Origin of the sequence: Cloacibacillus sp. (assembly GCA_036655895.1) — a bacterium.
In the GTDB taxonomy this organism is placed as follows: domain Bacteria; phylum Synergistota; class Synergistia; order Synergistales; family Synergistaceae; genus JAVVPF01.
On the sequence record JAVVPF010000014.1, the window covers coordinates 1 to 21,075 of the forward strand.

The following is a 21,075-nucleotide window of genomic DNA, read 5'->3' on the forward strand; positions in this document are numbered from 1 at the left end:
CGAAGGTCGTCTTTGGCGCGCGGCTTTGCCTGTTGGTAGGAAACAGCGACTCTGTTGATGCTGAATATGGCCGAAACGCCCTCGTTGTAGACGGTTTCGATGCCGTTTGCGATATCGCCTACGACTGCTATAACCGGCGTGCCCTGTTTTTTAGCGCGTCGCGCCACTCCTATGACGACCTTCCCGCGCAGGCTCTGTCCGTCTATCTTACCTTCTCCGGTGAATACGATATCCGCTTCTTTTGCCAGTTCGTCAAAGCCCACTGTGTCAAGCACGGTTTCTATTCCCATTTTCAGTTCCGATCCAAAGAGCGTGCGCATTCCATACCCCATGCCCCCGGCTGCGCCCGCGCCCGGCATCTCCGCGCAGTCAGCGCCAAGCTCTTTTTTCACCACCGACGCAAAGCTGCGCAGGCCGGCGTCAAGCAGAGGCAGCGTCTGTGCCGTCGCGCCTTTTTGCGGGCCAAATACATAGGCGGCGCCTGTTTCTCCGTAGAGAGGGTTGTCGATGTCGCACATCGTCGTTATTTTTAAATCTTTTAGCTCCGGCGCCATCTGAGAAAGGTCCACGCGTGCGATTTTTGCAAGAGTGCCTCCAACTGGTACGAAGCTCTTTCCATCCGCGTCCGAAAATAAAACGCCGACCGCGGCGGCCGCACCGCATCCGGCGTCGTTTGTGGCGCTGCCGCCCAGTCCCATGATGACGCGGCTGCATCCGCTGCGTGCGGCGTCGAGAATCAGCTCGCCAACACCGTAGGTTGTGGTGCGCATAGCGTCGCAGTTTTCGCCGGAAAGAGGCAGTCCAGCGCAGGCTGCCATTTCGATTATGGCGGTCCTTCCGTCTTGTATAAGGCCGTAAAAAGCTTCGACCTCTTCAAAGTTTGGCCCGTGCACCTTAATATATTTCTTTTTTCCTCCCATTGAGGAAAGAAAAGCGTCAACACTGCCCTCTCCGCCGTCGGCGACCGGGATCGCCTTCACTGAGGCTTCAGGGAGATGCTTTTTTATCGCGCCTGTCATTATCTCGCATATTTCCAGCGAGCTCATCGTTCCCTTGAAGGAATCGGGTATCAGAAGGAATTTTTTCATTTTAGTTAGTCCTCACTAGTAGACTCTCTTATGCTGAACATTTCTACCGCCTCCTGAATGTTTTTAAAGACGCCTGACAAATATGATCGTAGCTTCTTTTGGGGGAAAGTCATGGCGTCGGTTTATATTAGCTTGATGCGTTTGAGTGCCAGATAGTAGGCGTTCACTTGCGGGAAGTCGTCAAAGCGCAGGCCCAGACGCTCTTCCAGCTTTTGGAGACGATAGGAGAGCGTGTTGCGGTGCAGGTGCAGCTTTTCCGCGGCCAGCTGCTTGCTGAAAAAAGATTCGCAGTAGACCATGAACGTCTCGATAAGTTCGTTTGCTTCGTCGTCGCGCAGCGCCTCCGCTATCCTTTTTTCTATCGACCTCATCGAATAATTCGGCTTTAGAGAAAGCAGCATGTCGCAAAGCATAAAGCCGCTGTGGTGATAGACGCCGGGCGCAAGGGAGAGTTTTTCAGCTATTTTAACTACGTCCCACGCGTTCTTATAGGCTGAGGGCAGTTCGTAGAGAGTGCGCGCCTGATGGCCGAGGCCTATTATCGTCTCTATGGAGGCCTCTTTTAATTTTTTATATATTTCTTTGCCAGTCGCCGTCACCGTCTCTTCGTCCTCCTGCTGGTTCTTTTCGTCGGGGCATTCCACGGCGCGGATGACCACAAAGCGGTCGCGCGAGGCGCTTGCTATGATGTTTTGCGGATCGGGGAACTTCTCACGCAGTATTTCGATGACTCTTCCGTGCATTGAGGAATAGTCTATTTCGTCGGCGATGGGGTCTGAGTAACTGTCGTAGGATATTTTCATCGGGTTTTTGTCGAGCTGCAATCCTCTGAAATTGGAAAAGAATATAGACATGACAGCCCTGGGGGCGTCAAGGTTTATCCCAAGCTGCGCCGCCTTTTTTATGAGAGGCTCATGTTCGTTAGCTGAGGGGTCAAAGAGACTTATCTCATGCACAAGCTCGTTTATCTTTTTCTGAGGCGAGGTAAGCGACGGAGAGTTTATTTTTTCGCGCAGGATGCTCTCTATCTGGTTTTTCACGAGCATCGTAAATTCAAGCACGACCTCGGGCGGCCCCGCTATCGCCGCCGTGCCGATTACGCGTCCGTTGTAAAAGATGGGGACGGTGCTGCCAGGGTACCATACGCCCATAGTCTTTGCCGTCTCTTCGTCGTCAAAGCTTATCTTTTTATATTTGATACAAGGCACGGAGGGACGGTGCAGCGTGCCTATCCGTTCCTTCGCCGGCGCGCCTATTATTATCCCGCTTATGTCTGTGATGATGATGCTGCGTCCCATCAGCGAGCTTAGATATTCGGAAATTTCTTGTGCGTATTTTTTCAGCATGCTGTCCCTTCTTCCATGTTTGACCATGCTAAATGATACCATATATTTTATATGCGCAAGCCCTTTTTACCTGCTGGAACTGGCGTCGTAAGCGTTCTTGACTGGCGTTGAAATTATTTTCCCAGCCTTTATGGAATATATGCAGATATCGTTTATGTTCGAAGACGCGGTTCGTTTTTGTACCGCTGAATGGAGGACGAACAGCAGTTCGTCCGTGCTTCCGGCAAGCCATGAAGCGCGCTGTACGCAGATAGTTTTTAGCGGGATGTTTGTCAGCTTTCCGGTCTTTATATTGTAAACGAATACCCCGGAGCGGCAGTCGGGGTTTTGACATGTGCGGCAGTGAGTCTCCCCTATCTGCACCGCGAAGATGATGTTTTCGCCGTCCGTCGACTGTGTGAAGTGTATATCGCTTCCGCCAAGGATTTTTTCTTTGGCAAAAAGAGGATCAAGCGGGACCACGGTCAATTGTGCTCCGTCCAGGCTGAATTGGTAGAGGTTCGTCATGTCCTGCGCCCAGAACGATTTTCCGTCCGCCGAAAAAAAGGGAGAGAAAAGATCATTTGGCGCGGGCACGCCGCCTTTTCCAGGAGTTATGATTTTTTCACGTCCCGAAGCTATGTCATATATGGCGGCCAGCCAACGTTTCCCACCCACGTATTTTGAATAGAGCAGGCTCTTTCCGTCTGTAGACCAGCGCGGGCCGTAACTGTTCCCTCCGCTTACGCGAAGCCGAGTGATTTTACCGTTGGGGATGGAGCAGAGCGCTATCGTTCGGCTGCCGTTTTCCCCATAGAGCGTGAAAGCTATCTGATCGCCGTTTGGCGAAATTTCAGGGTCAGCGGCGTTTCGTTTTATGAGCGTGTGCGAGGCGCCGTTTTCATAATAACCGACAGAGCTCTCTTTGCCTCTCCATTGGCCAAAGGCTATGCGAAGCGAAGAGGCCTCCGCCTGTACGGAAATTATTATAAAAACAAGAGCCGCCGCCGCAAGCAACGCAAGCCGGCCGGTAAAAAAAGATGTTGGCGGATGCAGGCTTTTTTTCATTAAGCTCCCTCCCAGGATTTGCAGCTAAAGGCGTGGCGCGCCTTCGCACTTAGATTTTACCTCCTACGCGCAAACTGCGAAAGCACCGCGCCTGCGTCGCACACGACTGTTGCAAACTTCCCGTGAATGCCTTATTATTGTCGGGCAAATGAAATAAAATTCCGTCTATTGAAAAGGCTTGGATTGGAGGCCAATATGAAAGAAATCTCTGTAAGATCGGTGGACCGTGCATTTTCCATTCTCCAGGCGTTCTCCCGCGACGATTATAAACTGACGCTCAGCGAGCTTGCCGTGCGCATCGGGCTGCCCGTTACTACGACGCTGCGGCTTGCGAACACGCTTGAAAGCCTGAACATGCTGCACCGCCACAGCGACCGTTCCTATTCGTTGGGAAACCAGCTGTATATCCTAGGAAGCATAGCGAAGGTCAACTTCCGCCCGCAGCAGGTAATTTATCCGTACATGAAACAGCTGCGCGATGAAACGAAAGAGGCCGTTTCACTCTACGGTGTCGTAGGCGAGGACCGCGTCTGCTTTGAACATGTAGAAAGCCTGCTTTCAATGCAGTGCGTAATGCGGGTCGGAGACAAGCTTCCGCTTTGGGCCGGAGCCGGTGGGCGCGCATTGCTTGCCTTCCTAGGGGAAGAGGCGATAGAACGCGAAGTGGCAAAGGCGCATCAGATAACGCATACAACGCTCTTTGAGCCTGACAAGCTGCGCCGAAGCCTGGCCGACGTGCGCACGCTGGGATATTCGGTGAGCCACGGCGATCGCGAAGAAGGGATACTCTCAGTTGCAGTTCCTATCATGAACCGTCAAGGGGGCCTTGAATTCTCACTATCCATAGCAGGGCCAGCGCAGCGCTTCACGGAGGAGACGGCGCTTTCTCTTGTGCCCGCGATGCAGAAAATGTGCCGCGAAATCTCCACTCAGATATAATATAACAACTGGAACGCCGTATGTATTTGGCGTTCCAGATTTTTCCGGGAGAGTGGGCGTTTATCTGTTAGATTATTAATAAACGGTGCGCGGCGTCTACTGTTTTTTCGTGGCGGAGAGCGCCGTCAGCTCTGAGACCTTTCCTGCGCGTAGGATAGCGCTGTCGGTGCGGTGTCCTACCCAGTGCTCAAGCTTTTTCGCGAGAACGATCATCTTATCCAGATCGATTCCCGTATCTATCCCCATCTCGCAGAGCATGTGGAGCATATCCTCCGATGCCGAGTTACCAGAAGCGCCGGGGGCGAAGGGGCATCCCCCAAGTCCGGCCATAGAAGCGTCATAACGCACGATCCCAGCCTGAAGCCCAGCTATGACGTTTGCAAGAGCCATACCGCGCGTGTTGTGCAGATGCAGGAACCAGCGCACATCGGGGAAACGTTCGCGCAAGTATGAAGCCGTATCGTAGACTTGGCGTGGATTTGCCATCCCGGTCGTGTCAGACATCGAAAGTTCTGTAATGCCAAGTTCGCAGAATTTTTCCGCAATCTCCGCCACCTGTTCCTTTTTTATCTTTCCCTCAAACGGACAGCCGAAAGTTGTGGAAATCGCGCCGGAGACCCCTGCGCCGTTTTCTCGCGCGAAAGCCGCGCATTCTCGAAAGCCGTCCAACAGCTCTGCGATGGATTTTTTTAAATTTGCACGTGCGTGTGACTCGCTTGCGGAGAGCGTCAGTTTCACCTTCGTGATGCCGGCGGCAATGGCGCGTTCCGCGCCCTTTTTATTTGCAACGAGGCAGCGATACTCCACGCCGGGCAGCCGCTTTATACTCCGCGCCACCGCATCGGTGTCCGCCATCTGCGGCACAGCCTTTGGATGTACAAAAGAACCCACCTCGATTATAGGTACGCCCGCCTCGGCAGCGCCGTTTATAAGCTCTACCTTCTGCTCAACGCTGAGCATTGTCGGTTCGTTTTGAAGGCCGTCGCGTGGCCCCACCTCGCAGAAAATTATTTTTTCAGGCCATTCCATCTTTTTATGACACTCCAATCTGGCGATTTATAATTTCTATCAAGATAATAAAAGATTACTCTTGTAATTATGTTCTGTCAAGTGATATTATATTTCATGTAATGGAAAACATAAACGCACATAGGAGGAATTGTAATGGCACATAAATTTTCTCTCGCGCACCTTACGGTACTTGGCTGGTCTCCTGTAGAAATGGCGTACAACGCGGCGCTTATTGGCTATGACTACATCAGCATCCGCAACATCAATATGGGTGTCAAGGGCGAACGGGACTTCAGCATACCAATAGGCGGAGAGCGCTACAACGCGCTGATGCGGGCAATCGGCGAAACTGGCATCGGTATCCACGATATAGAGCTTGCCCGCGTAGTCGATGGAGTGGATGTGGCAAGCTACGAGGCCGCGCTTGAATCCGGCGCGTCGCTTGGTGCGCAGGGAGTGCTGAGCAGCGTTTGGACGGAGGATAAAAAATATTATACTGAGCAGTTTGCGCGTCTTTGTGACATTGCTGCGAAATACGGACTCACTGTGAATCTAGAATTTGTAACGTGGGCGGGTATATGGGACCTCAAAGGCGCGCTTGAGCTGCTTGCCGTCGTAGAGCGGCCTAACGCGCGGCTCATGATAGACACGCTCCATGCGTGGCGCTCCGGCGTAAGCACGGCCGACATTGCAGCGTGCCCAAAAGAACTCTTCGACATGGCCCACATTTGCGACGGCCCCGCCGAGATTCCCGCGCGCACCGACAAAGAGGCGCTCATCTACACCGGCCGCGATGCAAGATACTACGTAGGTGAAGGCACAATAAACATAGCCGACATGGTAAAATCGCTGCGTCCCGACACAGTCCTATCAATAGAGCTCCCGCACCTAGCGCGTTCAGCCGAATACGGCAGTACAGAACATGCACGCAGATGCCTTACCACGGCGAAAAGATATTTGAAAGCAGCCGGCGCGGAATAGACTTGCGGTACAGATGCATTCATGGCGCCCGATCGTGTGTTTGTATCTAAAAACCTCTTGTTATGGGGTATAATTGCTTCCTAGGAATGATAAGGAACCCGAAAACATGCGGCATCTTGGGCATATAGATGTTGACAACGTATTCTGAGGGGGCGTAATCTTGTACAGGCCTGACGGAAAAAAACCTTCCGATAAAACTGAGAAAAAATCAGAAAGCCTTTCGAACTACGTATATGATGCAATCAAAAAAAAGATTGTTACCGGTGAACTTGCTCCAGGAAATGCTCTGATCGACAGGGTCCTGGCGGAGGAAATGGGTGTGAGCCGGACGCCCATACGAGATGCCCTGAAACGTCTTTCGTTGGAAGGGTGGGTATTGTGGCGCGAACATAAAGGAGTCGTCGTTTCCGAGGTAAACTCAGATGACGAATATCAATTATTTTTACTTCGTGAGATGATAGAACCGTTTATAGTAAAAAAAATCATAACTACAAAAAGACCGCAGGTACTTGCGGGACAGCTAGTAGCTATTGCTGATGCAATGGAACTGTTGCAGGATCGCCCCGTAGAGTTTATGGAAAAGGATATGGAATTCCATTCCACCATCGTAGAGTTTATGGGCGTAACAAAACTCGGCCCTTTATGGGAAAAGATATGCGACGATATGACAAGGCTGGTTGTGCAATCTGTGCGAAAGCGCAGAGCGCCTAAGGATATTATGGAGGAACACCGGATACTGATAGAGGCGTTTTGGAGAGCAGACCTTGAGAAGGCGTTGGAATGTATATCGAAGCACTGTAATCTTATAGTAGAGACCTACCATAACAATCAAAATTTATCGTAATTGGTATTAAATTATGAACAAACATCAATGCCATAGTATTAGGCATTGTTATATCGAATATAAAATAATATTTTTAATTTTAGGCGCTTAAACTTTATTGTTTAAGCGCCTTTACCTATGCTTTATGAAATTTTATATGAAGTTAAATAAAACGTTATGGTTTTAATGGTATTTATATAAAAACTAGACTGCCCAAAAAATACCAATCTTCATATTGTTTTTTTCGCAGTACGAAAAATTATTTGAACTTGGGCTTCTTGACAAGCCTTAAGTAAGCTTATATCTTAAGCTTAGATTCCGAAGTTCAGATATTTTTACTGCCTGACGAAATAATTTGTATTAAAATTAGAACCATCGCTGATACTATGTGGTAATATAAAAACTCAAAGTTTAGGAGGCACAAACGTGACTAGAAAATATTCAGTGGCGCATTTAACCTGGCTTCAATGGACTCCGCCGGAAATGATTTATAACGCACACGCGATAGGTTTTGACCGTGTGAGCCTACGCACCATAAGCCAGGGGCTAGCAGGGGAGATAAGCCATGATCTTTCAAAAAACAATCAACTTTTTAAACTTACAAAACAGGCGCTGTCGGATACGGGAATCAAAATAAACGACATAGAGCTTGCGAAGATTGATCCCGGAACCACCGATATAAAAAAATACGAACCCCATCTTGAGGCTGCGGCGGAGCTTGGCGTTACCGATGTCATCACAAATATATGGAGTCCAGATCCTTGCTTTTATGAAGAAAAATTCGGCCAGTTATGCGATTTGGCCGCAAAATATGGCATGGATGTAAATTTGGAATTTGTTACATGGGCCGAGGTAAAAGATTTAAAGGCGGCGCTGGATCTGGTACGCACGTCAAATAAGCAAAACGCACGGATACTTCTTGACACGCTTCATTTTTATCGCTCTCACGTCTCTTTAGATGAATTGAAAGCCGCGCCTAAATATCTTTTTAAAACAGTTCATGTCTGTGACGCGGGCAAAAAGATCCCCACAGATAAAGAAAGTCTGGTCCATACCGGCAGGGCCGAACGTTTGTACATTGGAGAAGGCGCCATAGACATTGCGTCGATAGTTCGCCTCCTAAATGATGACGTCGTATTGTGCCCTGAAATGCCCCACTTAGAAAGAGTGAGCCAAATAGGGGCTTTTGAACATGTTCGCAGGACGCTGGCAACAGCAAAAGACTATTTTAAACAGCACGGCATAAATTAAGTCATGCTATAGGCAGGAGGTGATTTTTGTGACAAGGATGCTTGAAGGAAAGAAGGCAATTATCAGCGGCGGCAATGCCGGTATTGGTCGGGCGATTACGCTGGCTTATGCCAAAGAAGGCGCAGACGTCGTAATTTATGGACGCAATGCTGAAAAAAATCTGACAGTCGTCGAGGAGGCTAAAGCGTTTGGAGTAAACGCCTGCCCGATATGCTGCGATGTGTCCGATCCTAAGGAGGTTGAGGTTGCAGTAGAGAGGTCTGCTAAGTTTCTGGGAAGAATAGATATTTTGGCTAACATTGCCGGTATTTCCCCCAAGAAACCAGGCGGATTCAAGATCCCGTTTTATGAACTTGAGATAGATACATGGAACGAAGTAATGAATGTAAATTTGAATTCTGTTTTTTATGTATCCCGCCTAGTGAGCAAATATATGATCAATCAGAGCTACGGGAAAATAATCAACATGTCTTCAATCGTAGGGCTTACTGGAAGCGAGCACGGCCCAGCCGCAGCATGTTATTCGGCGTCTAAGGCAGGAATAATTTCTTTGACGCGTTCAATGGCCTATGAGCTTGCGGAATATAACATTACGGTGAACGCTGCAGCTCCCGGGCGTATTGCAACGGCGATGTCCAGCACCAACAATGAATATTATAACCAGCGCAATTTGAACGACATTCCCGCAAAGCGTTTTGGAACCCCCGAAGAGGTCGCGGACTTTTTCGTGTTTTACGCGTCCGATAAATCGTCATATATTACCGGAGAAACCACGCTTATCACAGGCGGCTGGCTCATCAGGTAACACGATAGTGTAACAGCTCCATTTTAAATAAAATCTTTAATAAATCTTGAGGAGGAACTAATACTATGAAATCGCATAAGATGTACTCTTTTTTACTGTTTATCGCTGTAATGGCGGCCGCATTCTTCTCTTCCGGGAACATGGCTATGGCGGATGCCGCCAAATATGCCAAACTTAAGCCGATAACCTTGGTCTATCCCCACACGTCGCCAAAGACGGAAGCAAACGCCCTTATGGCCGATCTGATTAAAAAATATGCGGAAAAAGAGACTGGTGGAAAGCTGAAAGTTGAGGTCATGCCAGCCGCGCAGCTTGGAACAGCCCAGGAGACGGCGCAGCAGCTTCAAGACGGCAGCATAAACTTAAGTTCGGAACAGGTATATTCCATCGTGGACTTTATACCGGAGGCGTCAGTTTTTGATATGCTCTTTATGTTCTCCACCTATGATAAAAATACGATCGATAAAACGCTGAACACAGGTCCGGTGAATAAGTTTCTCCAGGAAAAGTATAACAAGGCGGGCTTTCAGCTCCTGGGCTACATGCAGGGAGCAACCTTTCGTGAAACGACCTCTAACAGAAAACTCGATGGCCCTGCAAATTTCAAGGGAATGAAGATAAGGACGCTGCCCAGCAACAACTTTGTCGTTGGATGGAAGGCAATGGGCACAGCTCCTACCCCGATAACCATAGGAGAACTGTATCTTTCTCTGCAGCAGAAACTTGTTGAAGCTCAGGAAAACCCGTACGACATCGTCCTCTCCAATAATTTTAACGAAGTGCAAAAATATCTCTGCGCAACGCATCATAATCTCTATGTCATGCATATCATCATGAACAAGAAATTTTATGACGCGATGCCCAAAGAATATAAAGAAGCGCTCGAAATGGCAGTCAAAAAAGCGAGAACTGAAATCGGAAATTCAATGCCGCAGCTTGCGGAGAAATCCAAAAAAGAACTCCTCAAGCGTGGTATGACTATTATCAACTATGACAACAACGCATTTGGCGATTTCCGCAAATCGGTCAAACCGCAGTGGGACAGCATTCGTAAAATAGCCGGCAACCAGACAGTTGATTTAATGATAAAAGAACTCGAAGCAAATTCAAAAAAGAAATAACCGCGATAAGTAAAAACCTATCCGCTGCTCCAATCTTGTAAGAGGCCAGAAACAGGCACGCGGTGTTTCCGGCCTCTTTTATAAAAATAATCTAAGGAGTGAAGGTAATGTTAAAGGTTCTTCGCTGGCTTGACAGACATTTTGAAGAAACAGTTCTCATACTCCTCATGATCGGTATTTCCTGCACAATGTTCTTACAGGTTATTATGCGCTACGTTTTCAATACGCCGCTTACCTGGCCTGAGGAAATCAGTCGGTACATGTGGATCTGGACGGTGTTTTTCAGCTTAAGCTACACAATATATCTTAGGAATATGCTACGTGTTGATGTTATAGCCGATATGCTGCCGCCGAAGGCAAAGCAGATCCTTGATATATGCATTCAAGCTTTGAGCTTGGTGATCTATACCATCTTTACATTTTATTCTTTTAAAGTTTACACCTCGTTGGTCTTAAGCGGCCGAGTCTCTCCTGCGCTCCGGATTCCGATGTATCTGGTTTACAGCGTCGTTTGTATCGGATTTTCACTCAGCGTTTTTAGAACACTGCAGCTGATAATAGAGCTTTTAGGCGAGATGCGCGGCCGCAAAAGCGAGCATCTTTTGATTACAGAGCAAATGCAGGATACAATGAAAAAGGAAGGAATATAACATGGCTGCTTTAGTATTTTTCGTATTTCTAGCATTTCTTGCTTTTAGCGTGCCCATTGCCGTCTCAATGATCATCAGTACGCTGGTTCCACTACTTTCAGGCGCGCCGGGAGCCAGTAGCATCACTACCCTTATACAGAACACCTTCAGCGGAGCCGATTCCACCCCCATAATCGCCATACCCCTTTTTATTCTGGGCGGCGTTTTGATGGCCGAGGGCGGTATATCTGAAAAATTATTCAACGTTTTTGCATTTTTTATAGGAAAACGCAGAGCTGGTATGCCGATAGCGGTGATACTTACCTGTCTCTTTTACGGCGCAATCTCAGGTTCCGGCCCGGCGACAACAGCGGCTGTCGGTGGCATGACCATACCGCTGCTTATTTCCCTGGGATATGACAAACGTTTCTGTGCTGCCATGGTAGCGGTGGCTGGCGGACTTGGCGTAATTATTCCTCCCAGTATCCCCTTTGTTCTCTATTCACTGGCTACCGGGGTATCCACGGGAGCTCTGTTCCTTGCTGGTGTATTGCCAGGGATATTCATTGGCATCTGTCTGATGCTGTATGCCGTGGTCTACTGTACCATACACGGAGAAGATAAAGAAAAAATCATGGCAAACTACAATAAACTGCATGAGAAAGGTTTTTTTGAACTTTTTAAAGAGAGCTTCTGGGCTTTTCTCTCCCCGGTCATCATTCTTGGAGGGATATACAGCGGTATTGTGACTCCTACAGAGGCGGCCTGTATCTCTATTTTCTACGCTCTTTTTATTGCGCTTTTCGTATATAAATCGATACACTATAGGGAGCTGTGGGGCTTCTTCGGCAGCGCTGTTAGAACCTATGCGCCTCTTTGTTTTTTACTTGCCTTTGCCACCGCTTTTGGACGTATGCTTGCACTGATAAAAGCGCCGATGATGTTCTCCAACTTCATCCTCACCTATTTTACAGCCCAGTGGCAGGTGCTTCTTGTAATAGTGGTCATATTCTATTTCCTTGGCATGGTAATGGACACAGGCCCCGCCATTCTCATCATGGCGCCCATCCTGCTGCCACTTGTTGTAGAAGTTGGTGTAAATCCCGTTCATTTCGGCGTGATCATGGTAACGAACCTGGCAATCGGACTCTCAACGCCGCCATTCGGACTGGATTTGTTTGTCGCCAGCAGTTTGATCAAAGAAAAGCCGATGTTGGTAGCCAAGCCCGCCATACCATTCATTGTGGCATTCTCTGTGGCGCTCCTGGTTATCACTTACGTCCCTCAGCTTAGTCTGAAACTACTGGGCATGTAACGTCAGCATAGCAAAAATTTGAAGGAGATATGAAATCCATGAGATTAAAAGACAAAATAGCAGTATTTATCGGCGGTGCTTCAGACATTGCAACCACTACCGCGCTGAAATTTATAGAAGAAGGAGCTTCCGTTGCCCTCATTGATTATGACCAAAAGGCTTTTGACAGGGTGCAGCCCCAATATCTAGATAATAAAGGTACACTCAGGACTTTCATTGCGGACGTTAGAGACTACGAAGCACTGCGTTTTGCTATTGACGAAGTGTTGAAAGAATTTGGACGCATAGATATTTTGGTTAATTGCGCGGGGATCTTGATACATAAACCAATTGACGTCCTTACCGTGCGGGAATGGCAAGATGTTATTGATATAAACCTCACTGGAATATTCAACGCCTGTAAAGCCGTCACTCCCAGCATGAAAGAACACAAATACGGACGTATAGTAAATATTTCTTCAATAGGAGGTCGCACTGGGCGCCCCGGTGTAGGGGTCAACTACGCAGCGGCGAAGGCCGGTATTGTCGGGCTGACGCAAACACTCGCAAAAGAACTTGCCCCGTGGACCGTGACCGCCAATGTTGTGGCGCCTGGTCCGCTGAAGGGCCGCATGTTTTTTGGTATGGAGCAGCATTTGATAGACGGACTTATTAAGAATATACCTCTCGGCCGTGTTGGCGAGATGGATGAAATCGCTTACGCCATCATGTATCTGGCAAGCGACGAGGCCGCTTGGACCACAGGCGAAGTGTTGGATGTCAACGGTGGAGCGTTTATTTAACCTGCCATTTTGAAATTCAATATTCTGTTGGAAGGCGGGCGGCCTCGTGATAACACTGCGGTCTCCCGCCCCGAGTACTTGGAGGAAAAAATGGTATCAGCTTTTATTCGCGGCGTTGTTCTCATATTTCCACTGGCAATAGTGCTAGCAGCCGGAAATATATTATCCCAAAAAAAGTTCATAACTAAAGAAGATGTTTCGACCTTGTCGAAGCTTCTGTTTTGGATCATCTCTCCGTCTCTTCTTTTTCGTAATGCCTTCCTGATAAAAGACGGCTTCTCTGAACATATGTTGTTTTTTGCCGCCGTAATATCAGCCGCCTTCATTACTATGCTCTTTGCCTACGTGAGCGAAAAATATCTCTTTCGGTGCCGCGATGCCAAGGATCTGGCCCTTACTACAGCAGCTTCGATGAGGCCCAATACCATATACGTGGGGCTTCCCACCGTGCAGGCTGTATTTGGGAATGAGGCTATACCTATGCTTTCTCTTTATGTGGCGATCGCTATGCCGCTCTACAATTTACTTTCCCCTCTATCAAGTGAGCTGATACTTGCGCGTGGCAGAAATTTCAAAGAATTTGTCACGCGAGCCCTTAAGGCGATATTAAAAAATCCAATGGTGATGGCGCCGCTTGGAGGAATTGTTCTCACTTTTTGTGGTTTGAGCAAGCTTCCCACCGCAGCCGATAAATCACTCGAAATGATAGGCAATGCTGCTACAGGGTTGGCGTTGCTTACGCTTGGAGCTTCTATAGATATCAGCCATGCTAAAAAAACTTTATTCACCTGCTGGAGGGAGGTGGCGACGAGGCTCTTCATACATCCGGGGCTGCTTTATTTTTGTATGATAATCTTTGGCATTGAGGCATCTCTTAGAAATGTGGCTGTATTGGTGACCGCCACTCCCACTGCCGTGACTTTATTTATTCTGGCGAGAGGGATAGGGCTGAACGGCGATAGAGCTGCGGAAATAACTGTGATTACCACGCTCTTGTCCGCCGTAACTATCCCTATATGGATCACATTACTAGGAATTTGATATTTCGCGTGAGAGTAAGGAGGGCTCTCCTAGTTACATTATGAGTGCACACTGAGTGACGAGGGAAAATCATTCTAACCTAAATGTCCATAACTTTACCAATCGTTGCAGTCGCCTCCTCACCGACAGATTGCCGAGAATAGCGCTCACTTTTCAATGCCGGTGTATTTCCACGTATTAGAAAAATTTTCTATTAAATGGCATCTTGACAACCAACTCATTAATGATTATTCTATAGTTATTGCGTTAAATGATAATATATTCCGTTTAGCGGAATTATATGTGTATAAATAAAAAATATTTACCTCGGAGGTAATACTATGGCAAAAGATCTCGTAGCATTTCAACTTGTGAAATTTCTTGAGTCAAGGGGCGTCGAAAATATTTTCGGCCTCTGCGGCCACACCGTGATTGGTTTCCTTGACGCTTTAAAGGACAGCAAGATTCGCTACATCTCCGTGCGTCATGAACAGATAGCGGCACATGCGGCGGACGGATACGCGCGCGGCAAGGGCTGCCAGGTTCCCGGCGTTCTCATGACGCACCTTGGCCCCGGGCTCACCAACGCGACAACTGGCGTTGCGGAGGCGGGCCTCAACTCTATCCCGATGGTTGTCATCGCAGGCGACGTCCCAAGTTGCTACTTCGGACGCCATCCTCATCAGGAAGTAAACATGCACGCGGACGCCAGCCAGTATGAGATATATCGCCCGTTCGTAAAGCGCGCCTGGCGCGTAGACCGGCCCGAGCTGCTGCCTGAGGTGATGGACAAAGCCTTTCGTTTGGCCGTCACAGGACGTCCCGGTCCAGTGCTCGTCTCCGTTCCGATGGACATCTTCTCAATGGAGTTGGACACGCGCTTCTTCGAGCAGCGCATAAATAATTTCCCTGAACTTCCGAAGCCAGGCCTCTCCGACGCCGCAGCAGAAGAGATAGCAACGATGCTTGCCGAGGCGGATCGCCCCATCCTATATCCCGGCGGCGGCGTCATCTCGTCGGGAGCTGCGCCCGCGCTTACGGAGCTTGCTGAATTCCTTGAGATACCGGTGCTTTACACCCTCATGGGCAAAGGCTCCATACCGGACAACAGCCCGCTCGCCGTTGGCATGACCGGCTTCTGGGGTACGGAATTCAACAACACCACCGCGATGAAATCAGACGTCATGATGGCAGTAGGCACCCGCCTTTCCGAGGCCGATTGCAGCTCATGGTACCAGGGCGAAACCTTCGACGTGCCGCCAACGAAACTCATTCACATCGACATTAATCAGGAAGAGATCGGCCGCAACTTCCCGACCGCGATAGGCGCCATCTGCGACGCAAAAGAGGCAATTTGCGCGATACTTGCGGCTGCTAAGAAAAAATATCCAAACGGAGTAAGGCGTCCCGAGATCGTCAAAGCCATCGCCGAGGCTAAGGTGGCGTATAGGGCGACGCTGGTTGACGCTCAGAACTCAGCGCAATACCCAATGCGCCCCGAACGGATACTAAAAGACCTAAGAGAGGCGCTGCCGAAGGACGGTTACGTCGTAGCCGACGTAGGCTGGAACAAAAACGGCGTCGGCCAGCAGTTTGAGATATACGAGCCCGGCACATTCGTAGCTCCAGGCGGCCTCTGCACAATGGGCTACGGCCCATCAGCCGCTCTGGGCGTAAAGGTGGCCAACCCCGACAAAAAAGTAGTCGCACTCATCGGCGACGGCGGCATGGGTACAAACGTATCCCCCTTTGCCACCGGCGCGATGGATAACGTGGCCGTCGTATGGGTCGTCATGAACAACTGCGCCTTTGGTACAATCGCAGGTCTTGAGCGCCAGCATTACGACCATCAGTTTGGCACGCTCTTTATGAAAGACGGTGAACCCTACAGCCCGGATTTCGCGGCAATAGCCGAAGGTTACGGCATAAAAGGCTACAAAGTGACTACCGCCGAAGAATTTAAACCGATGCTCGAAGAGGCGCTTGCCTCCAACAACCCGTGCGTCATCGACGTTCGCATGGAAAACGCCCCCGTTGTGACATGGGGCTGTTGGAACATAAACGACATCTATCGCAAGCGCGGCGAAGAAAAGCCATGGAGACAGTGGCAGTGGGAAGATACTACCCCCTGGTACATGGCGGAACTGTGCGACCAAAAAACTAACAAGAAATAGCCTCGCCTTATCAACGTCCGCCCCTTTTGTTAGGGGCGGATTTTTAAGAAATTTTATATAACGAAAATAATTTCTTTATAGTGGTATTTAATAAAGCAAAAACGCTAAAAATATAAAGTCTTTGAAGGAGATGTATTTTGTTATGGCAAAACATGAAATTACACAAGAACAGCTTGAAGCGCTTGACTCAATTTTTGCAAAAGCAAAGGCAGCTGAAAAGGTTATCGAAAATTACAGTCAGGAACAAGTAGACCGCATGGTGCGCTGTGTCGCGTGGGCCGCCGCCAACCCCAAAACATTTCAGGAAATATGCTGGATGGGCGTTGACGAAGCTGGCGCAGGCGACAGAAACGGCCGTTTCGGCAAACGTCACAAAATACTGGGCGTGCTCCGCGACGCACTGCGTCAGAAGAGCGTAGGCGCGATAGAAGAGCTGCCAGAAAAAGGCATCACCCGTTACGCCAAGCCCGCAGGCATCATCACCTCCCTCATCCCCATGACGAACCCCGAACTCACGCCTATCGTCACCGCCATCTACGCGCTGAAAGCACGCGATGTAGTAGTCTTCTCCCCGCACCCGCGTACCGTGAAGACAACAAACAAGGTCGTCCAGATAATGCGCGACGCGCTTGCCGCTATCGGCGAGAATCCCGACTTCCTGCAGTGTGTTTCCGAGGTGAACATGGATCTTGTGGCCGAATCAATGAAGCGCTGCGACCTCATCATGGCCACTGGCGGCCCAGCTATGACAAAGGCGGCCCACAGCTCCGGCAAACCCGCCTACTGTTCAGGCGCTGGAAACGCTACGATGATTTACGATGAGACGGCCATCCCGGCTGAAGCTGCGCGCAACACACGCATAAGCAAAACCTCAGATTTCGGCTCCGGCTGCTCCGCCGACGGCAACCTCATCATAAGCGACACCATCTACGACGAGACGGTCAAGGCGCTTGAGGCAGAAGGCGGGTACCACGCGACAGACGCAGAGCGCGAGCTGCTCAAAAAGGCAATGTGGGATACGGAAGGACATCGCATCGTGGCCACAGTCGCCGTATCGCCCCAGGAACTGTGCCGTACGGCTGGATTTGAAATCCCCGCGGACCGCAAATTTGTAATGGTGAACAACGAAGGCATAGGCAAAGAGTTCAAATTCTCCGGCGAAAAGCTCACAACGCTCCTTACGCTATATAAATACGAGGGTGAGTTTGAAAACGCTCTTAAAATGATGGACGAAATATACAAGGTAGGCGGCCGTGGACACTCATGCGGCATCTACAGTTTTGACGAAGAGCACATCCAGAGCCTTGCGCTGCGCGCTCCTGTGACGCGCGTCATGGTGCGCCAGCCCCAGTCCAAGGCAAACGCAGGTTCTGCGGAAAACGGGATGCCGATGACATCAAGCATGGGCTGCGGAACATGGGGAGGCAACCAAGTCTCCGAAAACATCGCCCTAAAGCACTACATGAACAGCACATGGGTGGCGCGCCCGATAATGAAAGACCAGCCCGCGGAAGAGATCCTCTTCGGTGAGTTCTTCGACGCCGCGGTAACAAAGGAACAGGGCGAAGAGATCAAATTCTAACCCAAAAGAATAAAATCTATTGATATAATACGGTAACAGGGGCATCAATCTGTTGAAGCCTCCGTTACCGTTTCTTTATTCAGCAGGGAGTTGTAAGTTTTTATGGACAAGCAAAACAGCACCACTACGGGGGCGCTTTACGCGCTTGGAACTGCGGTTCTATGGGGCGGCATGAGCCCGCTTTCTAAATATATCGGAGGACAGGGCGTTAATATGATTTCTGTGATGACCTACCGCGCCGTGCTTGTCACCGTGATTCTCGCGGCTTCGCTGCGAATCTATCTGGGGGCGGGGTGGTGGCGCGTTGGAAGACGCCTCACTGGAATATACGTATTGCTTGCCTTTCTTACCGTCTTTATGAACGCCTGCGGCTTTATGATGTCGTGCGTTTACCTCACAGTGCCGCAGGCCCTTATGATACATTATGCCTTCCCCTTGGTTACGATGGCGGGCGCGTGGCTTGTTACGCGTGAGCGTCCGTCCGCGGCTCAGGTGGCGGCCGGTTTTATGATCCTTGCGGGGCTTTACATCGGTTTTTCAGGCGGCGCGTCGGCAAGCACGTCAATTTCGACCGTGGGGGTGCTTTGGGCTGTTTGTTCACTTGCGGGGCTCTCCGGCCAGACGCTCATTTCACGGCGTATCTTAAAGGGCGGCGCAACGAACCCGCTTAAGCAGCTCTTTTATATCCATCTTTTCGGCGGGATGATGCTCATTGCCGGCAAGAGCGCGCTCAGCGGCTGGGGCGACCTTGTCTATATCACGTGGCCCGTTTTTGGCCTCATGCAGTATGCGGCGCTTGGAGCTGGCCTGCTTGGATTTGGATTCATGTTCTCCGCGCTGAAGCTGATACCGGCTTCGCTGGTAAGCCTTATTTGTACGCTTGAGCTTGTTTTCGCGCTTGTCATAACTCCGCTATGTCTAGGCCTCTATCCGACCGTCTGTGAGCTTGTTGGGTGCGCCGTGATTATGGCGGCTGTGGCCTTTGCCGCGTGGCAGCCGCACCCCAGGGTGTTGAAGCGGTTTGGGTAGGAGGGGAGTAGGGCTGGCTGGAATACTACCATCTCTGAGCTAACGTTTGAAAAGATCAACGAACTTTTCATTCTCTGTGCTGGTTCTGAATCTCCTTCAACAAAATAACGTGTAAAGCCATCCCGTTTATTCTTACAGTTATTTTCTCGCTTACGCTACTTTTGAGTCTGACGATGTCCTTTAAGACACAAGTACACAATGAACATGATAAACTCAAACTCTCCGCTCGATATATGATATATAGAGTAAGCGGTCTGTTAAAGTTATTTAAATAAGAAGCACAAGAGCCGGCGGGTCCCCGCCGGCTCTTGTGCGCGCCTGCAACTGCGCGTCCTTCTGATTGGGAGAGCAGAAAGAATTATTCCGCCTGCATGAAGGGGTACTTGAAATCATGCGGGGGCAGAAGGTTTTCTTTGATGGTTCGGGGCGAGGTCCATCGGATCAGGTTCAGTTTACTGCCGGCCTTGTCGTTGGTGCCGGAGGACCGTGCGCCGCCGAAGGGCTGGAGGCCTATGCTTGCCGCCGTCGTTTTGTCGTTGATGTAGAAATTTCCGGCCGCATACCGCAGAGCTTTTTCCGCCGTGTTTATCGCCTCGCGGTCTGAGGAAAATACCGCGCCGGTAAGCGCGTAGGGCGACGTCTCGTCGCAGATTTTCAGCGTCTTTTCATAGTCCGCGTCGTCGTAGACGTAGAGCGTGAAGATGGGGCCGAATATCTCCTCTTCCATTGATTTGAAGTGAGGGTTCGTCGTCTTTATCAGCGTTGGCTGTACAAAGTATCCCCTGCTCTTGTCGCCCGAACCGCCGAAGAGTATCTCCGCGTCGGGCGCGTTTTTCGCATATTCTATATATTTCATGCAGTTGTCAAAGGAGGCCTCGTCTATGACCGCGTTTACAAAGTTACGGAAGTCGCGCGGGTCGCCTGTGCGCAGTTCTGCCGCCATCGCCATGAGTTCGGCCTTAAGCTCCGGCCAGCGGCTTGCAGGAACGTAGCCGCGCGAGGTGGCGGAGCATTTCTGCCCCTGATATTCAAAGCCTCCGCGCATTATGGCGGCGGCAGCGGCCTTTATGTCCGCCGAATTATGGATGAAGATGAAGTCCTTGCCGCCAGTTTCGCCGACGAGCCGCGGATATGCGCGGTAGGCCGAAAGATTTTCGGCGACGCCGCGCCATAGGCTGTTGAATACCTCGGTCGAGCCGGTGAAATGTATGCCGGCCAGTTCTTTTCTTTTGAGGATGACGCCGCTTCCGACGGAGCCGGGGCCGGGGATGAAGTTGACGACGCCCGCGGGGAGGCCCGCCTCCATGAATATCTGCATCAGATACCAGCTTGAAAGAAGCGACGTGGTCGCAGGCTTCCAGACGACGGTGTTTCCCATCATTGCGGGCGCCATAGGAAGATTCGCGGCAAGCGCTGTGAAATTGAACGGAGAGACGGCGTAGACGAAGCCTTCAAGCGGGCGGTATTCGATGCGGTTGATGACGCCCTCCTCAGAGGCCGGCTGCTCTTCGTACAGTTCGTTCATGCAGTGCACCCCGAAACGGAAATAGTCGACAGTTTCGCTCGCCGCCTCGATTTCGGCCTGCCACACGGTCTTGCTCTGGCCCATCATTGTCGCCGCGTTCAAAATATACCGGTACTTTTTGTCGATAAGCTCCGCTATTTTCAATATAATGGCTGCGCGCTCCGTCCACGGCATGTTGTTCCATGTGACGGAGGCTGCGACTGCGGCGTCGGCCGCGGCTTGGGCCTCGCGCGCTCCGGCCTTGTGATATACGGCAAGCGTGTGCGCGTGGTCGTGCGGCATCACAACGGAGCCGCAGTCTTTCGTGTATATTTTTTCTCCGTTGACGACAAGCGGAATCTCCGCCGTCTCGGAGCAAATTTGCCTTATGGCCTCCTTCAGCAGTTGGCGCTCGGGACATCCCGGCGCGTAGCTCATTGAAGGTTCGTTTTCTGGTCTTTGAAATCTAAATAATGCGTTGTTCATTGCAGTTCCTCCCGTAAAAATATTAACGCAACTAAGTTGCATTAATATAATAACGAGAGCTGCACAAAAATTCAAACTCCAGAAAGAGGCTTAAGCGATAATATTGAAAAATAAAATGAAATAAAGTAAGCAGAATATAAAG

General features: G+C 50.0%; 18 protein-coding genes. 13 read left to right on the plus strand and 5 right to left on the minus strand.

Annotation, left to right across the window (positions count from 1 at the left end; translation table 11 throughout):
- From RRY12_05885 to RRY12_05895, 3 genes are all read right to left on the minus strand, one after another.
- Positions 1-1,088: glycerate kinase (locus tag RRY12_05885; GenBank protein MEG2184187.1), on the minus strand; the 1,088-nt coding region annotated here is incomplete at its 3' end.
- Between the two features lie 122 nt (positions 1,089-1,210).
- Positions 1,211-2,434 (minus strand): sugar diacid recognition domain-containing protein, encoded by a 1,224-nt coding sequence (locus RRY12_05890; GenBank protein MEG2184188.1) that lies wholly within the window; start codon positions 2,432-2,434, stop codon positions 1,211-1,213.
- Between the two features lie 66 nt (positions 2,435-2,500).
- Entirely contained in the window at positions 2,501-3,481 is a 981-nt protein-coding gene (locus RRY12_05895) for a hypothetical protein (GenBank protein ID MEG2184189.1), read from the minus strand.
- 195 nt (positions 3,482-3,676) lie between these two features.
- On the opposite strand from RRY12_05895, the gene RRY12_05900 reads away from it, so the two are divergent.
- Positions 3,677-4,420 (plus strand): IclR family transcriptional regulator, encoded by a 744-nt coding sequence (locus tag RRY12_05900; protein ID MEG2184190.1) that lies wholly within the window; start codon positions 3,677-3,679, stop codon positions 4,418-4,420.
- Positions 4,421-4,516: 96 nt separating this feature from the next.
- Here RRY12_05900 and RRY12_05905 read toward each other — a convergent pair whose 3' ends face one another.
- Entirely contained in the window at positions 4,517-5,449 is a 933-nt protein-coding gene (locus tag RRY12_05905; GenBank protein ID MEG2184191.1) for a hydroxymethylglutaryl-CoA lyase, read from the minus strand.
- A 135-nt stretch (positions 5,450-5,584) separates the two neighbouring features.
- On the opposite strand from RRY12_05905, the gene RRY12_05910 reads away from it, so the two are divergent.
- From RRY12_05910 to RRY12_05965, 12 genes are all read left to right on the plus strand, one after another.
- Positions 5,585-6,412: a sugar phosphate isomerase/epimerase gene (locus tag RRY12_05910; protein MEG2184192.1), complete on the plus strand. Its 828-nt coding sequence runs from the start codon at positions 5,585-5,587 to the stop codon at positions 6,410-6,412.
- Between the two features lie 160 nt (positions 6,413-6,572).
- Positions 6,573-7,256 (plus strand): GntR family transcriptional regulator, encoded by a 684-nt coding sequence (locus RRY12_05915; protein MEG2184193.1) that lies wholly within the window; start codon positions 6,573-6,575, stop codon positions 7,254-7,256.
- A 405-nt stretch (positions 7,257-7,661) separates the two neighbouring features.
- Positions 7,662-8,486: a TIM barrel protein gene (locus RRY12_05920; GenBank protein MEG2184194.1), complete on the plus strand. Its 825-nt coding sequence runs from the start codon at positions 7,662-7,664 to the stop codon at positions 8,484-8,486.
- A 37-nt stretch (positions 8,487-8,523) separates the two neighbouring features.
- A complete protein-coding gene (locus tag RRY12_05925) occupies positions 8,524-9,291 on the plus strand; it encodes an SDR family NAD(P)-dependent oxidoreductase (GenBank protein MEG2184195.1) in 768 nt (255 codons plus the stop codon).
- Positions 9,292-9,356: 65 nt separating this feature from the next.
- Entirely contained in the window at positions 9,357-10,412 is a 1,056-nt protein-coding gene (locus tag RRY12_05930) for a TRAP transporter substrate-binding protein (protein ID MEG2184196.1), read from the plus strand.
- 107 nt (positions 10,413-10,519) lie between these two features.
- On the plus strand, positions 10,520-11,062 hold the full coding sequence (locus tag RRY12_05935; GenBank protein MEG2184197.1) for a TRAP transporter small permease: 543 nt from the start codon (positions 10,520-10,522) through the stop codon (positions 11,060-11,062).
- Position 11,063: 1 nt separating this feature from the next.
- The gene (locus RRY12_05940) at positions 11,064-12,356 is read left to right on the plus strand and encodes a TRAP transporter large permease (GenBank protein ID MEG2184198.1); all 1,293 of its coding nucleotides are present in this window, start codon (positions 11,064-11,066) and stop codon (positions 12,354-12,356) included.
- Positions 12,357-12,394: 38 nt separating this feature from the next.
- Entirely contained in the window at positions 12,395-13,138 is a 744-nt protein-coding gene (locus tag RRY12_05945) for an SDR family NAD(P)-dependent oxidoreductase (protein MEG2184199.1), read from the plus strand.
- 90 nt (positions 13,139-13,228) lie between these two features.
- Positions 13,229-14,179 carry an AEC family transporter gene (locus RRY12_05950; protein ID MEG2184200.1) on the plus strand — a complete coding sequence of 317 codons (951 nt, stop codon included), beginning with the start codon at positions 13,229-13,231 and terminating at the stop codon, positions 14,177-14,179.
- A gap of 320 nt (positions 14,180-14,499) precedes the next feature.
- Complete coding sequence (locus RRY12_05955; GenBank protein MEG2184201.1) at positions 14,500-16,332, plus strand: thiamine pyrophosphate-binding protein; 1,833 nt, start codon at positions 14,500-14,502, stop codon at positions 16,330-16,332.
- Positions 16,333-16,474: 142 nt separating this feature from the next.
- Positions 16,475-17,914 carry an aldehyde dehydrogenase family protein gene (locus tag RRY12_05960; protein MEG2184202.1) on the plus strand — a complete coding sequence of 480 codons (1,440 nt, stop codon included), beginning with the start codon at positions 16,475-16,477 and terminating at the stop codon, positions 17,912-17,914.
- 102 nt (positions 17,915-18,016) lie between these two features.
- A complete protein-coding gene (locus RRY12_05965; protein ID MEG2184203.1) occupies positions 18,017-18,943 on the plus strand; it encodes a DMT family transporter in 927 nt (308 codons plus the stop codon).
- Between the two features lie 358 nt (positions 18,944-19,301).
- Here RRY12_05965 and pruA read toward each other — a convergent pair whose 3' ends face one another.
- Positions 19,302-20,933, minus strand: coding sequence for an L-glutamate gamma-semialdehyde dehydrogenase (gene pruA / locus RRY12_05970; GenBank protein MEG2184204.1), 1,632 nt, complete (start codon positions 20,931-20,933; stop codon positions 19,302-19,304).
- Between the last annotated feature and the right edge of the window lie 142 nt (positions 20,934-21,075).

What these genes read in the sequence shown, in the direction of transcription:
- RRY12_05890 (MEG2184188.1), bottom strand. Translation starts at nt 2,434, where the DNA reads ATGCTGAAAAAATACGCACAAGAAATTTCCGAATATCTAAGCTCGCTG.
- RRY12_05895 (MEG2184189.1), bottom strand. Translation starts at nt 3,481, where the DNA reads ATGAAAAAAAGCCTGCATCCGCCAACATCTTTTTTTACCGGCCGGCTT.
- RRY12_05900 (MEG2184190.1), top strand. Translation starts at nt 3,677, where the DNA reads ATGAAAGAAATCTCTGTAAGATCGGTGGACCGTGCATTTTCCATTCTC.
- RRY12_05905 (MEG2184191.1), bottom strand. Translation starts at nt 5,449, where the DNA reads ATGGAATGGCCTGAAAAAATAATTTTCTGCGAGGTGGGGCCACGCGAC.
- RRY12_05910 (MEG2184192.1), top strand. Translation starts at nt 5,585, where the DNA reads ATGGCACATAAATTTTCTCTCGCGCACCTTACGGTACTTGGCTGGTCT.
- RRY12_05925 (MEG2184195.1), top strand. Translation starts at nt 8,524, where the DNA reads ATGCTTGAAGGAAAGAAGGCAATTATCAGCGGCGGCAATGCCGGTATT.
- RRY12_05930 (MEG2184196.1), top strand. Translation starts at nt 9,357, where the DNA reads ATGAAATCGCATAAGATGTACTCTTTTTTACTGTTTATCGCTGTAATG.
- RRY12_05935 (MEG2184197.1), top strand. Translation starts at nt 10,520, where the DNA reads ATGTTAAAGGTTCTTCGCTGGCTTGACAGACATTTTGAAGAAACAGTT.
- RRY12_05940 (MEG2184198.1), top strand. Translation starts at nt 11,064, where the DNA reads ATGGCTGCTTTAGTATTTTTCGTATTTCTAGCATTTCTTGCTTTTAGC.
- RRY12_05945 (MEG2184199.1), top strand. Translation starts at nt 12,395, where the DNA reads ATGAGATTAAAAGACAAAATAGCAGTATTTATCGGCGGTGCTTCAGAC.
- RRY12_05950 (MEG2184200.1), top strand. Translation starts at nt 13,229, where the DNA reads ATGGTATCAGCTTTTATTCGCGGCGTTGTTCTCATATTTCCACTGGCA.
- RRY12_05955 (MEG2184201.1), top strand. Translation starts at nt 14,500, where the DNA reads ATGGCAAAAGATCTCGTAGCATTTCAACTTGTGAAATTTCTTGAGTCA.
- RRY12_05960 (MEG2184202.1), top strand. Translation starts at nt 16,475, where the DNA reads ATGGCAAAACATGAAATTACACAAGAACAGCTTGAAGCGCTTGACTCA.
- RRY12_05965 (MEG2184203.1), top strand. Translation starts at nt 18,017, where the DNA reads ATGGACAAGCAAAACAGCACCACTACGGGGGCGCTTTACGCGCTTGGA.
- pruA (MEG2184204.1), bottom strand. Translation starts at nt 20,933, where the DNA reads ATGAACAACGCATTATTTAGATTTCAAAGACCAGAAAACGAACCTTCA.